Annotated in this window: 13 protein-coding genes; 2 read left to right on the forward strand and 11 right to left on the reverse strand. The window is 72.7% G+C overall.

Annotated elements, in window-relative coordinates:
- From clpB to dnaK, 5 genes are read right to left on the reverse strand one after another with little or no spacing between them, the layout of a single operon-like run.
- Window positions 1-2,577, reverse strand: coding sequence for an ATP-dependent chaperone ClpB (gene clpB, locus Aph01nite_RS10705; RefSeq protein ID WP_204040643.1), 2,577 nt, complete (start codon window positions 2,575-2,577; stop codon window positions 1-3).
- Window positions 2,567-2,848: a chaperone modulator CbpM gene (locus Aph01nite_RS10710; RefSeq protein WP_204040644.1), complete on the reverse strand. Its 282-nt coding sequence runs from the start codon at window positions 2,846-2,848 to the stop codon at window positions 2,567-2,569. Before Aph01nite_RS10710 ends, clpB begins: the two co-directional genes overlap by 11 nt.
- Entirely contained in the window at window positions 2,845-3,642 is a 798-nt protein-coding gene (locus tag Aph01nite_RS10715) for a DnaJ C-terminal domain-containing protein (RefSeq protein ID WP_204040645.1), read from the reverse strand. The genes Aph01nite_RS10710 and Aph01nite_RS10715 overlap by 4 nt, the downstream gene beginning before the upstream one ends.
- Complete coding sequence (locus tag Aph01nite_RS10720) at window positions 3,642-4,133, reverse strand: nucleotide exchange factor GrpE (protein WP_204040646.1); 492 nt, start codon at window positions 4,131-4,133, stop codon at window positions 3,642-3,644. The genes Aph01nite_RS10715 and Aph01nite_RS10720 overlap by 1 nt, the downstream gene beginning before the upstream one ends.
- Window positions 4,096-5,967, reverse strand: a complete 1,872-nt coding sequence (dnaK, locus tag Aph01nite_RS10725; RefSeq protein WP_204040647.1) for a molecular chaperone DnaK — start codon at window positions 5,965-5,967, stop codon at window positions 4,096-4,098. The genes Aph01nite_RS10720 and dnaK overlap by 38 nt, the downstream gene beginning before the upstream one ends.
- A 175-nt stretch (window positions 5,968-6,142) precedes the next feature.
- Between dnaK and Aph01nite_RS10730 the strand changes: the two genes are divergently transcribed.
- Window positions 6,143-7,972: a helix-turn-helix transcriptional regulator gene (locus Aph01nite_RS10730; protein WP_204040648.1), complete on the forward strand. Its 1,830-nt coding sequence runs from the start codon at window positions 6,143-6,145 to the stop codon at window positions 7,970-7,972.
- A 116-nt stretch (window positions 7,973-8,088) separates the two neighbouring features.
- Here Aph01nite_RS10730 and Aph01nite_RS10735 read toward each other — a convergent pair whose 3' ends face one another.
- From Aph01nite_RS10735 to Aph01nite_RS10745, 3 genes are all read right to left on the reverse strand, one after another.
- Window positions 8,089-9,024, reverse strand: coding sequence for a hypothetical protein (locus Aph01nite_RS10735; RefSeq protein WP_204040649.1), 936 nt, complete (start codon window positions 9,022-9,024; stop codon window positions 8,089-8,091).
- A 23-nt stretch (window positions 9,025-9,047) separates the two neighbouring features.
- The gene (locus tag Aph01nite_RS10740) at window positions 9,048-9,566 is read right to left on the reverse strand and encodes a SigE family RNA polymerase sigma factor (protein WP_204040650.1); all 519 of its coding nucleotides are present in this window, start codon (window positions 9,564-9,566) and stop codon (window positions 9,048-9,050) included.
- A 106-nt stretch (window positions 9,567-9,672) separates the two neighbouring features.
- Window positions 9,673-9,864, reverse strand: a complete 192-nt coding sequence (locus Aph01nite_RS10745) for a DUF1918 domain-containing protein (protein WP_204040651.1) — start codon at window positions 9,862-9,864, stop codon at window positions 9,673-9,675.
- A 572-nt stretch (window positions 9,865-10,436) separates the two neighbouring features.
- Between Aph01nite_RS10745 and Aph01nite_RS10750 the strand changes: the two genes are divergently transcribed.
- Window positions 10,437-10,961, forward strand: a complete 525-nt coding sequence (locus tag Aph01nite_RS10750) for a hypothetical protein (protein ID WP_204040652.1) — start codon at window positions 10,437-10,439, stop codon at window positions 10,959-10,961.
- Between the two features lie 34 nt (window positions 10,962-10,995).
- Here the strand turns inward: Aph01nite_RS10750 and Aph01nite_RS10755 are convergent, their stop codons facing one another.
- From Aph01nite_RS10755 to Aph01nite_RS10765, 3 genes are read right to left on the reverse strand one after another with little or no spacing between them, the layout of a single operon-like run.
- On the reverse strand, window positions 10,996-11,664 hold the full coding sequence (locus tag Aph01nite_RS10755; protein WP_204040653.1) for a response regulator: 669 nt from the start codon (window positions 11,662-11,664) through the stop codon (window positions 10,996-10,998).
- On the reverse strand, window positions 11,661-14,189 hold the full coding sequence (locus tag Aph01nite_RS10760) for a DUF4118 domain-containing protein (RefSeq protein ID WP_239161566.1): 2,529 nt from the start codon (window positions 14,187-14,189) through the stop codon (window positions 11,661-11,663). Before Aph01nite_RS10760 ends, Aph01nite_RS10755 begins: the two co-directional genes overlap by 4 nt.
- Window positions 14,190-14,194: 5 nt before the next feature.
- On the reverse strand, window positions 14,195-15,052 hold the full coding sequence (locus Aph01nite_RS10765) for a potassium-transporting ATPase subunit C (RefSeq protein ID WP_204040655.1): 858 nt from the start codon (window positions 15,050-15,052) through the stop codon (window positions 14,195-14,197).
- Window positions 15,053-15,079: the final 27 nt, after the last annotated feature.

The following is a 15,079-nucleotide window of genomic DNA, read 5'->3' on the forward strand; positions in this document are numbered from 1 at the left end:
TCAGCCTCCGAATCCGACCACGATCTCGCCCTCGCTGGCGTCCACCCGGATGGTCGTGCCCGGCGGCACGTCCCCGGCGACCAGCGCCCTGGCGATCCTGGTCTCCACCTCGCGGGCGATGAACCGGCGGAGCGGGCGCGCGCCGTACACGGGGTCGAAGCCCTGGCGGGCGATGTGGCGGCGGGCCGCCTCGGTGACCTCCAGGTCCAGCTCGCGGTCGGCCAGGCGGATCCGCACGCCGTCCAGCATCAGGTCCACGATCCGCTCGATCTCCGGCTCGGTGAGCGGCTTGAACAGCACGATGTCGTCCACCCGGTTGAGGAACTCCGGCCGGAAGTGAGCGCGCAGCTCGGCCATGACCAGGTCGCGCCCCTCCGGCTTGAGCTCACCGGCCGGGCTGACGCCCTCCAGCAGGTACTGCGAGCCGATGTTGGACGTCATGATGATCACCGTGTTGCGGAAGTCCACCGTGCGCCCCTGCGCGTCGGTCAGCCGCCCGTCGTCCATGACCTGCAGCAGCGTGTTGAACACGTCCGCGTGCGCCTTCTCCACCTCGTCGAACAGCACCACGCTGTACGGCTTGCGCCGCACCGCCTCGGTCAGCTGCCCGCCCTCCTCGTAGCCCACGTACCCGGGCGGCGCGCCGACCAGCCTGCTGACCGTGTGCCGCTCCTGGTACTCGCTCATGTCGATCCTGACGATGTTCTCCTCGCTGTCGAACAAGGCCGCCGCCAGCGCCCTGGCCAGCTCGGTCTTGCCCACCCCCGTCGGCCCGAGGAAGACGAACGAGCCGATCGGGCGGCGCGGGTCCTTGATCCCCGACCGGGCCCTGATGACCGCGTCCGCGACCAGCCGTACGGCCTCGTCCTGGCCGATCACCCGCTCGTGCAGGATCTCGTCCAGCCGCAGCAGCTTCTCCCGCTCGCCCTCGCGCAGCCGGGTGACGGGGATGCCGGTCCACCGGGAGACGATGGCGGCGATCTCCTCCTCGGTCACCACCTCGCGCAGCAGCCGGTGCCCGCCCTGCTTGGCGGCCAGCCGCTCCTCCTCCGCGACCAGGCGGCGCTCCAGCTCGGGCAGCCGGCCGTGGCGCAGCTCGGCGGCGGTGTTGAGGTCGTAGGCGCGCTCGGCCACCTCGGCCTCCCGGCGTACGCTCTCGATCTCCAGGCGGAGTTCCTGTACATGGCGCAGGACCTGCCGCTCGGCCTCCCACTGGGCCCGCATGGCGTCGGCCTCGGCCCTGAGGTCGGCCAGCTCCCGGCGCAGGCCGGCCAGGGCGGCGTCGTCCTTCTCCTTGGCCAGCGCGGCCTCCTCGATCTCCAGCCGCATCACCCGGCGGGTGAGCTCGTCCAGCTCGGCCGGCATCGAGTCGATCTCCGTACGGATCATCGCGCAGGCCTCGTCGACCAGGTCGATGGCCTTGTCCGGCAGGTAGCGGTCGGAGATGTAGCGGTGGCTGAGCACCACGGCGGAGACCAGGGCACCGTCCAGGATCTTCACGCCGTGGAAGATCTCCAGGCGTTCGCGCAGGCCGCGCAGGATGGACACGGCGTCCTCCACGGACGGCTCGTCCACCATGACGGGCTGGAAACGCCGTTCCAGCGCGGCGTCCTTCTCCACGTGCCTGCGGTACTCCGTCACCGTGGTGGCGCCGATCATGTGCAGCTCGCCCCTGGCCAGCATCGGTTTGAGCATGTTGCCGGCGTCCATGGCTCCCTCGGCCGCGCCGGCGCCGACCACTGTGTGCATCTCGTCCACGAACAGCAGGATCCGGCCCTCGGCCGCCCTGACCTCGTTGAGCACGGCCTTCAGGCGCTCCTCGAACTCGCCGCGGTACTTGGCGCCCGCGACCAGCGCGCTCAGGTCCAGGGTGAAGACGGTCTTGTCGCGCAGGCCCTCGGGCACGTCGCCGCGGTGGATGCGCTGGGCGAGGCCCTCGACGATGGCGGTCTTGCCGACGCCGGGGTCGCCGATCAGGACCGGGTTGTTCTTGGTCTTGCGGGACAGGATCTGGATGACGCGGCGGATCTCGGCGTCCCGGCCGACGACCGGGTCGAGCCGGTCCGCGGCGGCGTCGGCGACCAGGTCGCGGCCGTACTTGGCGAGCGCCTCGTAGGAGCCCTCCGGGGTGGCGGAGGTGACCCGCTGGCTGCCCCGCACCGAGGTGAGCGCGGCCAGGAAGTCGTCGCGGGTGAGCCCGGCCTCGCGGAGCGCCGGGGAGTCCTCCAGGAGGGCGAGGAGCAGGTGTTCCACGGAGACGTACTCGTCCTTGAGGCGCCCGGCCTCCCGCTGGGCGGCGTCGAACAGGCGGGACAGGCGCTGGGTGAGGAACACCTGGCCGGGCGCGGCGCCGGGGCCGGTGACCTTGGGCCGGCGGGCCAGCTCGGCCTCCAGGGCCGCCCGCAGCCCGGCGACGTCCACGCCGGTCCGGGCGAGCAGCCGGGGGCCGAGCTCCTGGTCGAGCAGGGCCAGCAGCAGGTGCTCCGCGTCGATCTCGGAGTGCCCGAAGCGCAGCGCCCTGGACTGCGCGTCGTGCAGGGCCTCCTGGGATTTCTGGGTCAACCGGTCAGCGTCCACGCGTGGCCTCCTCCAGTTCGGCGATGCGGTCGAGCAGGTCCATGACCAGGCCCAGGGCCGCGTAGTTGAGGGCGAAGCCCGCGCGCAGGCGCTGGATGCGGCCCACCCTGGCGAGCTGGTCGGCGGGCAGCCAGAGGGCGCCCGCGGCGTCGGCGGAGGCCTCCAGCAGGCCCAGCGCCACCAGCCGCCGCACCACGTCGGGGTGGAGCGAGACCGTGCGGGCGAAGGCGTCGAGGTCCAGCCGGGCAGGCCGTACCAGGACCATGGTCATGATCGCCTCCTCGGGTTGAAGTCGGAACCGGCGGCGAGCTGCTCGAACAGCTCCCGCTCGGCGGGGCCGAGGGTGCGCGGGACCATGATCCGGGCCTCGGCGTACAGGTCGCCGCCGCCCAGGCCGCGGCCGCGCAGGCGCAGGCGGCGTCCGGAGGAGGTGCCGGGCGGCACCTGGACCTTGGCCTCGCCTCCCGGCGTGTCGAGCGCGACCCGCGCGCCCAGCGCCGCCTCCCAGGGCGTCAGCGGGAGCCGGGTGTAGAGGTCGCGGCCCTTGACCCGGTAGCGCGGGTGCTCGGAGATCCGGACGATCAGGTACAGGTCGCCGGCCGGGCCCCCGCCGCCGCCCCGGCCGCCGAGGCCGGCCAGCCGGATGCGCTGCCCCTCGGCCACCCCGCGCGGGACGGTCACCTCGGCGGACTTGCCGTCGATCTTCACGGTACGGTGGCCGCCCCCGTACGCCTCCTCGACGCTCAGCCACAGCTCGGCCTCCTGGTCGGCCCCGGCCATCGGCCCCCAGCGGCGGCCGAACACCCCGCCGAGCAGATCGTCGATGTCGGCGCCCGAATCCCACCCGGGACTCCACGCCCGGGAGGCCACCGGGGTGTCGTACGCGCGGCGTCTCTCCGGATCCGACAGGACCTGGTACGCCTCGGAGACCTGCTTGAACCGGTCCTCCGCCGCGGGGTCCTTGTTGACGTCCGGATGGTAGGACCGCGCGAGCTTCCGGTACGCCCGCTGGATCTCCTCCTGGGACGCGTCCCTGGACACGCCCAGGATCTCGTAGAAATCCATCAGGAGTCCTTCGCGGATTCCGGCGCGGCGTCCTGGGTGGCCACCACGACGGCGGCGGGCCTGAGCCGGCGTTCGCCCGCGCCGTACCCGGGTCTGACCACCTCGGCGACGGTGCCGGGCAGGGCCGTGGTGGCGGGCACGGTCGCGACCGCGTCGTGGCGCGCCGGGTCGAAGGCGGCGCCCTCGTCGTCCTGGCGCGGGTAGCCGAGGCGTTCCAGCACCTCCAGCGCCTGGTCGTACACGACCCGGAGCCCGTCGAGCACGGCCTCGGGGTCGGCCTTGGCGTGGCGCAGGGCCAGTTCCAGGTTGTCGACCACGGGGAGCCACACGGCGGTGATGTTCGCCCGCTCCCGCTCGACCTCCCTGGCCACGCGTTTGCGCAGGTTCTCCATGTCCGCCGCGGCCCGCAGCAGCCGGTCCTCCAGTTCGGCGATCTTCTGGTCCGCCCGCTCCTCATTCGGGGGCGGTGAATTCGGCGTCGATGACGTCATCGCCGTCCTCCCCCTGCTGTCCCCGCTCGCCCGGCCTCCCCTGCGGCGCGCTCGCCAGGCCGTGGTAGACCTGCCGCAGTTCGCCGGTCAGGGAGCGCAGCCGGTCCAGCGGCGCCTCCTCCTTGACGGCCTGCCTGGCGTCGGCGACCAGCATGTCCGCCCGCGCCCGCTCGTGCGTCGGCACGTCGCCGCCCACCTCGGCCAGCCTGCGCTCGACCTGGTAGGCGGCCGTGTCGAGCTCGTTGCGGGCGTCGATCTGCTCGCGCAGCCGGGTGTCCTCGCCGCGGTTGCGCTCGGCGTCGGCGACCATGCGCTCGACCTCGGCCGGATCCAGGTTGGAGCTCTCGCTGATCGTGATGCGCTGCTCGGCGCCGGTGTCCTTGTCCTTGGCCGAGACGCTGAGGATGCCGTTGGCGTCCACGTCGAAGGTGACCTCGACCTGCGGCACGCCCCGGGGCGCGGGCCTGATGTTCTCCAGCCGGAACCGGCCGAGCACCCGGTTGTCCGCCGCCCGCTCCCGCTCGCCCTGGAGCACGACCACGTCCACCGCGCTCTGGTTGTCCTCGGCCGTGGTGAAGGTCTCGGCGCGCCGGGCCGGGATGGTGGTGTTGCGCTCGATGACCTTGGTCATCACGCCGCCGAGCGTCTCCAGACCCAGCGACAGCGGGATGACGTCCAGCAGCAGGACGTCGCTGACCTCGCCTTTCATGATCGAGGCCTGGATGGCGGCGCCGACCGCCACCACCTCGTCGGGGTTGACGGTCATGTTGGGGTCCTTGCCCCCGGTCATGCGCTTGACCAGCGCCTGCACGGCCGGGATCCGGGTCGAGCCGCCGACCAGGATGACCTCGTCGATGTCGTCGGCGGTCAGTTTGGCGTCGGCCATGGCCTGCCGTACGGGGTCCACGCAGCGTTCGATCAGGTCGGCGGTGAGCTCCTCGAACGTGGAGCGCATCAGGGTGGTGTTGAGGTGCTTGGGGCCGTTCGCGTCCGCGGTCACGAAGGGCAGGCTGATCGTCGTCTGGGTGACCGAGGAGAGCTCCACCTTGGCCTTCTCCGCCGCCTCGAACAGGCGTTGCAGCGCCTGCGGGTCCTTGCGCAGGTCGATGCCCTCCTGGCGCTGGAACTCGGTGGCCAGGTGGTCGACGACCCTGCGGTCGAAGTCGTCGCCGCCCAGGTGGCCGTCGCCGGAGGTGGCGCGCACCTCCACGACGCCCTCCCCGATGGCCAGGACGCTGACGTCGAAGGTGCCGCCGCCCAGGTCGAAGACGAGCACGGTCTCGTTGGCCTTCTTGTCCATCCCGTACGCGAGGGCCGCCGCCGTGGGCTCGTTGATGATCCTCAGCACCTCCAGGCCGGCGATCTTGCCGGCGTCCTTGGTGGCCTGGCGCTGGGCGTCGTTGAAGTAGGCGGGCACGGTGATGACGGCCTCGGTGACCCGCTCGCCGAGGAACCTGCCCGCGTCGTCGGCCAGTTTGCGCAGGACCTGCGCGGAGATCTCCTCGGGCGCGTACATCTTGCCGCGCACGTCGAACCGTACGGCTCCGCCGGGGCCTTCCACGACGTCGAAGGAGACGGCGTGCATCTCGCTGGAGACCTCGTCGTACTTGCGGCCGATGAAGCGTTTGGCGGAGTAGATGGTGCCCTTCGGGTTGAGGATGGCCTGGCGGCGGGCGAGCTGCCCGACCAGGCGTTCGCCCTGCTCGGTGAAGGCCACCACGGACGGTGTGGTGCGCGACCCCTCCGCGTTCGGGATCACGGCCGGCTGGCCGCCCTCGGTCGCGGCGATCACCGAATTCGTGGTCCCCAGATCAATGCCCACGGCTTTGGCCATGTCTGTCCCCTCCACCCGGAATCCCTGGTTGATCTCTTCCAGCGTGTGCCGGAGGGCGGGATTCCCACATCCTCCAGGCGTGTAGGGGACCACCCGTTCAAATGGGGGATATGACCGCATATCGGGTCGCTGACCTGGGTATTCATCATTGATGAGCCGGTTGGGGGCGGGAGCCGTGAGGGGCCGCCGGCGGGAGTGGCGCGCCGTCGCCGAGGTGATCCGGGCCGCCGGGGACGGGCAGGGTGCCGTGCTGCTCGTGGAAAGTCAGGCGGGCATGGGCAAGTCCCGGCTGCTCGCCGAGGCCGGAGCCGCCGCCCGCGCGCGGGGGTTCGCGCTGGCCGCGGGGGCCGCCGAGGAGCTCGCGCCGCTGATCCCGATGGCGCCGCTGTTCATGGCGGCCGGCCAGTCCCCCGAGCTGGCCGGGCCCGACCTGCACACCCGGCTGCTCGAACAGCTCCGCGCCGCGCTGGCGGCCAGGACGCCGCTGCTGGTCACCGTGGACGACCTCCAGTGGGCCGACCCGACCACGCTCACGGCCGTACGCTCCCTGCAGTGGCGTCTGGCCGAACTCCCGGTCGGCTGGATTCTGGCCCGTACGGTGACCGAGGGGCACCGGGAGGTTGACTGCCTGTTCGACATCCTCGAACGGCAGGGTGCCCGGCGGCTTCTCCTGCCCCCGCTGTCCCCGCCCGCCGTCGCCGAACTGTGCGCCGACCTGCTCGGCGCGGAGCCCGACGCCGGGCTGCTGGCCCTGGCGGAGACCGCGAACGGCAGCCCCGCCCTTCTCGTGGAACTGCTGGAAGGACTGCGCGACGAGGACCGGCTGGACGTGCGCGGCGGCGTCGCGCGCGTGCTGTCGGAGCGGGTGCCCGAGCGGCTGTGCGCCTCGGTGCGGCAGCGCCTCGACCTGCTCTCCGCCGAGGCCAGGCACCTGGTGGAGACGGCGGCCGTGCTGGGCCGGTCGTTCCGGCTGGAGGCGGCGGCCGAACTGCTGAGCTCGGCCCCCGCGCCGCTGCTGCCCGCGCTGGAGGAGGCCATCACCGCCGGCGTGCTCGTCCCCGGACCGGCCGAAACGCTCCGCTTCCAGCAGGAGATTCTGTGGCGGGCGGTCGTGTCCGGCCTTCCCCCGGCCGTACGGCGGGCGCTGCACCGGCAGGCCGACGACGTACGGCCTTCTCGGGACGCGGCGGGCGAGTCCGGTGTGCTGGCCGCGCTCCGCCGGGGCGACCTGGCGGCCGCGGCGGAGCGGGCGGAGGCCGACCGCGCGGCGCTGCCGCCGGAGGCCGCCCAGGCGCGGCTGCGGTGCGACCTGCTGGCGGCCGAGGTCGTGGAGGCGCGTGACGGGGCCGAACCCGCGATGGCGCTGGTGCGCCACCTGTACGCGGAGCCCTGCCGGTGGCTGCTCACCGCGGAACCGGCCGCGGCTCCCTGGCTGGTCCGGCTGGCCCTGGCGGTCGGCCGCCGCGAACCCGCCGAACGCGTGGCCGAGCTGGCGGGGAGGGATCCTCGGCTGGCCGCGGCCGCCGCGCACGCCCGCGGCCTGCTGCGCGCCGATCCGGTGGCGCTGGCGCGGGCGGCCAGGACCGGCGCCGATCCGTGGTGCCGGGCCTCGGCGGCCGAGGACCTGGGGGCGCTGCTGGCCGAATCCGGCGAACGGCCGGACGCGCTGGGCAACCTCGGCGAAGCCCTGTCCGGCTACGACGCCTGCGGCGCCACCCGGGACGCCGCCAGGGTCCGCCGCCGCATGCGCCGCCTGGGCGTACGGCACCGGCACTGGTCCACCGGGGAGCGCCCCGCCTCCGGCTGGGACAGCCTCACGGCGACCGAGCTGCGGGTGTCCCTGCTGGTCGCACAGGGCTGGACGAACCGGCAGGTGGCCGACCAGCTGTTCATCAGCGTGCACACGGTGGCCTTCCACCTGCGGCAGGTCTTCCGCAAGCTGGAGATCGGCTCACGGGTGGCCCTGGCCCGGCTCGCGGCCCAGCGTTCCGCGTCGGGCGAATGAGGCTCTCCACGGCTGTGGCCCGGAGCGACACGCCCCAGGCCACAGTTCCATACCGCCGCCACAAGCCCCGATTCTGGACCATCGCTCCAGGCCCTCAGCTCCGGGCCACGGGGTGATCAGAATTCGCCGTCGGCCGGCTTCGTGGCCGGGTCGCCGGGCAGGAGCGTCGGCTTGTCGTTGGGCGTTTCGCCGGCCTTGTCGTTGGGCTTGCCGTTCGCTTCGTCGCCCGGCCCGCCCTTGAGGTCACGCTGCGGGCCGCCCGGCTCGCCGCCCTTCTTCCCGATCACTTCCTTCTCGTCGACGACCTGGTCGGCGGGCGGCGGCGTGACCGTCACCGGGCTGCCGAAGTCGCCGATCTCCATGATGTTGTGCTGGCCGTCGTCGCTGAAGGTGACGTCCAGCCGCCGGACCCGTCCCTGGTCGTCCACGTCCACGGTCCCGGACAGCTGGTGGGGTTCGATCTTGCCGCCCGGCACGTCGTTCAGGGTGAAGGCGAACCGTTCGCCGGTCCAGCCGTCGCCGGAGGCCGTACCGCTCTCGCGGACGTCGGTGGCCGACCTGAGCCGGGCGAGGGCCGCCTGCGGGTCCAGGGGGGCGAACTTGACCAGGGCGGTGGTCGCCGGAACGCTGTTCAGGTCCGTATCGACGCGCGGCTGGACGTACCACCGATCCGCGGGCTGCGGCCGGACGTACATCCGCTCGCCGAGGAAGCGGGTCTCCGACCCGCCGCCGACCTCGCCGAGCACGCCGATGCCCTGGACGGGATCGAAGGCGCCCTCGAACGCGCGAGGGCCCGCGGTGATGTGGATCCGGTAGCTCTCGCCGGTGGTGTTGTCGACCGCGGCGGCCACCCGCGCCTGCGCGGAGGGCTGGCCGAGGGGGACGACCAGCGCGACCAGGCTGACCGCCGCCGCCACGCCCAGCGCGGCGATGGGCGGCACCAGAATCCGTGCCCGTAAGGCCCGCCGCCGCGGGGCCCGCAGCAGGTCGATGCCCGGGGGGCGGTCCTCGGTGGCCCTGACCAGCAGCGCGCGGAGTTCTCTTTCGCTCATTGACGGCTCCTCGTGTCGGTTGTTCACCGGATCCCACTCCCTTCCTCTTCTGTCCGGTTGACCTGATCACCCGGGATCAGGCGCCGCATCGCCCGCAGGCCGCGGTGCGTGTGCGCTTTGACCGTGCCCAGCGTGCAGCCCATCAGGTCGGCGACCTCCGCCTCCGGCAGGTCCGCGAAGAAGCGCAACACCAGCGCCGTACGCTGCCGGGCCGGCAACTTGGCCAGCGCGTTGCGCACGTCCTCGGCCACGGCGCGGCTCTCCCCCAGATCTCCGGGCGCGGGCAGGTCGAAACCGTCGGCGCGCGGGACCTCCCGCCGCCAGCGGGCACGCCACCAGGACCGATGGGTGTTGACCAGGATGCGGCGCAGGTAGGCGTCGGGCTCGCTGCTGGTGTCCAGCCGCTCCCATACGGCGTATAACTTGCCCAGGGCGGACTGCACCAGGTCCTCGGCCGTGTGCCAGTCCCCGGTGAGCAGGACGGCCGTTCTCAGGTGGTGATCCCCGCGACGCCGTACGAAATCGGCGAAATCCGTGTCCACCCGGTCTCCTCTCGGTCGGTGAACGCCACCCCCTGACACTCCCCCGGCCCCCTGCCGGGTTGACCGAGTACGCGACCGAGCGCCTTTACAAAGTAACCCTCAGCGTTCAGCGGTTCTGCTCGACCACGTGGGCGTCCGGCCCGGGGAACACCAGGGTCTCCTGCTGGGTCTCCACCCAGCGCACCACGTAGGGCGGCGTGCCGTCCTCGTGGCGGATCTCCGTCACGACGCCGATCCGCTGCCGTTCGTTGTGGTACGTCCCCTCGACGATCAACAAGTCACCGACTGTGGCGCGCATGATTCCTCCCTTGCGGTCACTGCGCGGCGGAAGGTCGCCGCGGATGCCCCCTTCGCGGCTGACACGGCGGACCAATCTCCCCGCTCCGGGGTCCCTTGCGCTCCGTCTCTCTCTCATCATCGCACGTGAGGGGCGGTCCAGCCGCCTCCGCCAAAGGTCCTCGAAGCGTGGGACCTTCGGCCCGTCCTCAGCCGGCGCGCCCGTGCCGAACTCCGCGCCGAACTTGATGAACACGAAAGTTTTCAAAGCGATTTACCCACGTCCGCACAGGCCAGGGCGCCCTTAATCGGTTAATGTGTCGAAACGTTTCTACAAGTCATTGACATATTTCGTTGCATGTACTCAAATGAGCGGCGGAAGACCTTTCCGCCATCACTCGGGTCCGGCGACATTCACGCAGTTCAACACGGGTGTGAGAGCTCAAAGCCCGATCGGCCGTCCCACGGCCTGGCCCGTCTGCCACCCTCGAAATTATTTCGATGCGGTATCGCGGCGGAAAGGGGAACAGATCAACGTGCGGGACGGCGGGCTTCCTCGCCGCACCGCACCCGACATCGGAGGTCGCAGTCCCCGTGAATCGCCTCGTCTCGCGCTCCCCCGCCCCGGCCGTACTCGACGAGACCGCGAGGATCGCGGTCCTGCCCATCGGCACGACCGGACCCGGCGACGCCCGCCGCACGACGAGCGACACGCTGCCGGCCTCGGCGATCACCGCGGAGCTCTCCCGGAACTTCCCCCTCCACGTGCTGCCCCCGCTGACGATCCTCGACTCGGGCGGCCCGGCCATCTCCCGCGCGCTCCCCGCCCTGCTCGGCGGCATCTGCGAGTCGCTCTCCCGATCCGACACGGGCGCGCTGGTCGTCGTGAGCGCGCACCGCGACCGCCACTCCTTCGCGGACGTCGCCGCGGCCGCGGACGCCCAGGGCGTACGCCTGGCGCTCTTCCCCACCCCCGAGGACTGGACCTGGGCCGGCCGGGCCACCCGCTACGCCACGATCCACCACCGCAGGACCGCCGACCACGGCACCCTCCTCCTGCGATCCCTCGTCCTCCGCTTCCGCAACGCCCTCAATTCGCTGTCGGCCCGCGGCGCATGAAGTCAGAACCCGCGGCGATTCCTCGCCGAACGCGTCAGGGGGTGTAGCGGTAGCCCATGCCGGGTTCGGTGATGAGGTGGGCGGGGTGGGTGGCGTCGCGTTCCAGTTTGCGCCGGAGCTGGCCCATGTACTGGCGGAGGTAGTGGGTCTCCTTGAGGTATTTGACGCCCCAGACCTCGGTGAGGAGCTGGCGCTGGCTGACGAGTTTGCCGGGGTTGCGGAGGAGGATCTCCAGGAGGTGCCATTCGGTGGGGGTGAGGCGGACGCCGCCGGTGACGGTCTTGCGGGTCAGGTCGATGGTGTGGTCGCCGATGGTGAGGCTGGAGAGCTCCGTCTCGTGGATGGCCGTACGGCGGGCGACGGCCCGGACGCGGGCGAGGAGTTCGCCGATGCCGAAGGGTTTGGTGACGTAGTCGTCGGCCCCGGCGTCCAGGGCGTCGATCTTGTCCTGGGCGGAGGCGCGGCCGGAGAGCACGATGATCGGGACGGTGCTCCAGCCGCGCAGGCCGTGGATGACGTCGACGCCGTCCAGGTCGGGCAGGCCGAGGTCGAGGATGACGAGCTCGGGGTGCCAGTCGGCGGCCTCACGGAGGGCGGCGGCGCCGGTGGCGGCCACGGCGACGTCGTGGCGGCGGGCGGCCAGGTTGATGCGCAGCGCCCGCAGGATCTGGGGTTCGTCGTCGACGACGAGGATGCGCGTCATGTCCGGGCCCGCGAGGAGATCGGCAGTGTGAGGATCATGGTGAGGCCTCCCCCAGGGGTCTCGTCCGGTACGAGGGCGCCGCCCATGGCCTCGGCGAGCCCGCGGGAGAGCGCGAGGCCGAGTCCGACGCCCGAATGGTTGTCGCGGTCGCCGAGCCGCTGGAACGGCAGGAAGATCTGCTCGCGCGACTCCGGCGGGATGCCGGGGCCGCGGTCGATGATGCGCACCTCGGCGTGGTCGGCGTGCCAGCTGGCGGCGGCCGTGACCCGCGCCCCGGGCGGGCTGTAGCGCACGGCGTTGGACATCAGGTTGACCAGCACGCGTTCCAGCAGGGCGGGGTCGGCGACCACGTCGGGCATGGCGGGGCCGACGTCGATGTCCAGCCCGTCCCGGAGCGGGCCGAGGTCGTCGGCGGCCAGTGGCAGGATCTCGGCGAGGGCCACCGCTTCGAGGTCGAGGCCGAGCACCCCGGCCTGCAGGCGGCTCATGTCCAGCAGGTTGGCCACCAGCCGGTCCAGCTTGGCCAGGGACTCGTCGGCGGTGGCGAGCAGTTCCCGCCGGTCCTCCTCCGACCAGTCGATCTCGGTGCCGCGCAGGCTCTCCACCGCGGCCTTGGCCGAGGCGAGGGGCGTGCGCAGGTCGTGGCTGACGGCGGCGAGCAGGGCGGTGCGCATGCGGTCGGCCTCGGCCAGCGGCCTGGCCAGGCTCGCCTCCTCGCGCAGCCGTTCCTGGCGCAGCGCCACGGCGGCCTCGGCGGCGAACGCCTCCAGCACCCGGCGGGCCGAGGCGTCGATCAGCCGGCCGCGTACGGCCAGGACCAGGTCCTCGCCGATGGTCACGTCGGTGTCGGCGGTGCCGGGGCAGGTGGCGGGCGGCCCGCCGGAGGTGGCCACGATGCGCCAGGCCGTGGGTTCGGACTTGTCGTCCGGGGTGGGTTCGGCGAGGCGTTCCAGCAGGGTGACGGAGGTGAGGCCGAAGGTCTCGCGGAGCCGTCCGAGCAGGTCGGGAAGGGCGGCTTCGCCGCGCAGCACGTGCCCGGCGAGGGTGGAGAGCACCTCGGCGTCCGCGCCGGCCCTGGCCGCCTCCCTGGTACGGCGCGCCGCCAGATCCACTATCGCGCTGACCGCCGCCGCGACCACGATGAACGCGGCCAGGGCCAGGATGTTCTCCGGGTCGGAGATGGTGAACTGCCCGACCGGCGGGGTGAAGAACCAGTTGATGAGCAGGGAGCCGCCGACGGCGGCGGTCAGGGCCGGCCACATGCCGCCGACCAGGGCGACGCCGACGACGGTGAGCAGGAACAGCAGGATCTCGCTGGGCAGGGCGAGGTCCTCGCGCCAGGGCAGCAGCGCCGCGGTGAGCGCGGGCATGCCGACGAGGGCGATCAGCCAGCCGGCCAGGCGGCGCTCCCGGGTGAGCGCGGCCCGCGACTTCGGCGAGCGGCCGCGCCTGGCCTCCGCGTGGGTGATCATGTGGACGTCGATGGAGCCGGACCGGGAGGTGGTCTCGACGCCCACCCCGCGGGAGAGCAGCTGGGCGAACCTGCCGCGCCGGGACGCGCCGAGGACCAGCTGGGTGGCGTTGACGCCGCCGGCGAAGTCGAGCAGGGCGCGCGGCACGTCGTCGCCGACGACCTGGTGGTAGCTGCCGCCCATGTCCTCCACCAGGGTCCGCTGCCTGGCCAGGTGGGCGGGGTCGCCGCCGGTGAGGCCGTCGGCCCGGGTGACGTGCACGGCCAGCAGGTCGGCGCCCTTGGAGCGGGCGGCGATGCGGGCGGCCCTGCGGACCAGCGTGTCGCCTTCCGGGCCGCCGGTCAGCGCGACGACGACGCGTTCGCGCGCCTCCCAGGTCCCGGCGATGCCGTGGTCGGCGCGGTAGCGGTCGAGCTGTTCGTCGACCTTGCCGGCCACCCAGAGCAGGGCGAGTTCGCGCAGCGCGGTCAGGTTGCCGACGCGGAAGTAGTTGGCGAGGGCGGCGTCCACCTTCTCGGGCCGGTAGACGTTGCCGTGCGCCATCCGGCGGCGCAGCGCGTCCGGCGACATGTCGATGAGCTCGACCTGGTCGGCGCGGCGGACCACCTCGTCGGGGACGGTCTCCCGCTGGGGCACGCCGGTGATCTGCTCGACGACGTCGTTGACCGACTCCAGGTGCTGGATGTTGACGGTGGAGAGCACGTCGATGCCGGCGTCGAGGAGTTCCTCGATGTCCTGCCAGCGCTTGGCGTTGCGGGAGCCCGGCACGTTGGTGTGGGCCAGCTCGTCCACCAGGGCGAGGCGGGGGCGGCGCCGGAGCACGGCGTCGAGGTCGAACTCGGTGAAGGCCGTGCCCCGGTGCTCCATCGGCCGGCGCGGGACGATCTCCAGACCGTCCAGCAGGGCGGCGGTCTGCGGCCGGTCGTGGGTCTCGACGAGACCCACGACCACGTCCCTGCCGCGTTCGGCCGCCCTGCGCCCCTCCCCCAGCATCGCGAAGGTCTTCCCGACGCCGGGGGCCGCGCCCAGGTACACCCGCAGCCGGCCGCGCATCCTCGTCATCCCCGGTCGAGGGCCAGGTTGAGGGTCAGCACGTTCACGGCGGGCTCACCCATGAACCCGAAGGCCCGCCCGGTGGTGTGCGCGCGGATGAGCGAGCGCACCTCGGCCAGGCCGATGCCGCGCTCCCTGGCCACGCGCGGCGCCTGGAGCTCGGCGTACGCGACGGAGATGTCCGGGTCCAGGCCCGAGCCGCTGGCGGTGACCGCGTCGGCGGGCACCACGGCGGTGGCGGCGCCCCGGACCGGGACGGTGCGGCCGGCCGCGTAGTCCTCGCCCGGCTTGGCGCACTCCACCGTCCGGCCCTGGTAGTCGGCCACGAACGGCGCGGCCGGGCACGCCTGGTTGACGCTCACGGCACGGCCGGGAAAGACCTTCAGCACCGCGCCGACCCCGTCCCCCGTGCAGTACGGCCTGGCCCCGCTGACGCCTTCGAGCTCCCCGACGGCCTTGCTGCGCGCGCACACCTGCGTGAGCAGGCTCTGGCGGCCGGTGTCCGGGTTGCCCTCGTCGTCGACGGCGCCCGGCACCGGGAGGGTGTCCAGGACGTCCTCGGGACCGAGGTTGCTGGCGGCGGTGGACAGCATGTCGTACCCGTCCCCGGCCGCGGAGGGGCGGCTCTGGAAGTACGCCTTCACCGCCTGGCCGTCGGCGCCGGTGAAGTTCTGGCCGATCAGCGCGCTGCCGACCGCCTTGCCGTCCTTCTCGACGATCGATCCGCCGGCCTTGTCGTGGAAGAGCGCCTGGGCGACGCCGGTCACCGCGAGCGGGTAGGCCACCCCCAGGATCAGCGTCAGTACGGCGACCGCGCGCAGCGCGGCGAGATGCTGGCGGAGCCAGCCGGGCAGGCGTTCCATTTATGACATCCCCGGAAGGAACTGGAC

This window comes from Acrocarpospora phusangensis, assembly GCF_016862995.1.
GTDB lineage: Bacteria > Actinomycetota > Actinomycetes > Streptosporangiales > Streptosporangiaceae > Acrocarpospora > Acrocarpospora phusangensis.

Coding starts and splice junctions, on each gene's coding strand:
- Aph01nite_RS10710 (WP_204040644.1), bottom strand. CDS start 2,848: ATGACCATGGTCCTGGTACGGCCTGCCCGGCTGGACCTCGACGCCTTC.
- Aph01nite_RS10715 (WP_204040645.1), bottom strand. CDS start 3,642: ATGGATTTCTACGAGATCCTGGGCGTGTCCAGGGACGCGTCCCAGGAG.
- Aph01nite_RS10720 (WP_204040646.1), bottom strand. CDS start 4,133: ATGACGTCATCGACGCCGAATTCACCGCCCCCGAATGAGGAGCGGGCG.
- dnaK (WP_204040647.1), bottom strand. CDS start 5,967: ATGGCCAAAGCCGTGGGCATTGATCTGGGGACCACGAATTCGGTGATC.
- Aph01nite_RS10735 (WP_204040649.1), bottom strand. CDS start 9,024: ATGAGCGAAAGAGAACTCCGCGCGCTGCTGGTCAGGGCCACCGAGGAC.
- Aph01nite_RS10745 (WP_204040651.1), bottom strand. CDS start 9,864: ATGCGCGCCACAGTCGGTGACTTGTTGATCGTCGAGGGGACGTACCAC.
- Aph01nite_RS10755 (WP_204040653.1), bottom strand. CDS start 11,664: ATGACGCGCATCCTCGTCGTCGACGACGAACCCCAGATCCTGCGGGCG.
- Aph01nite_RS10760 (WP_239161566.1), bottom strand. CDS start 14,189: ATGCGCGGCCGGCTGCGGGTGTACCTGGGCGCGGCCCCCGGCGTCGGG.
- Aph01nite_RS10765 (WP_204040655.1), bottom strand. CDS start 15,052: ATGGAACGCCTGCCCGGCTGGCTCCGCCAGCATCTCGCCGCGCTGCGC.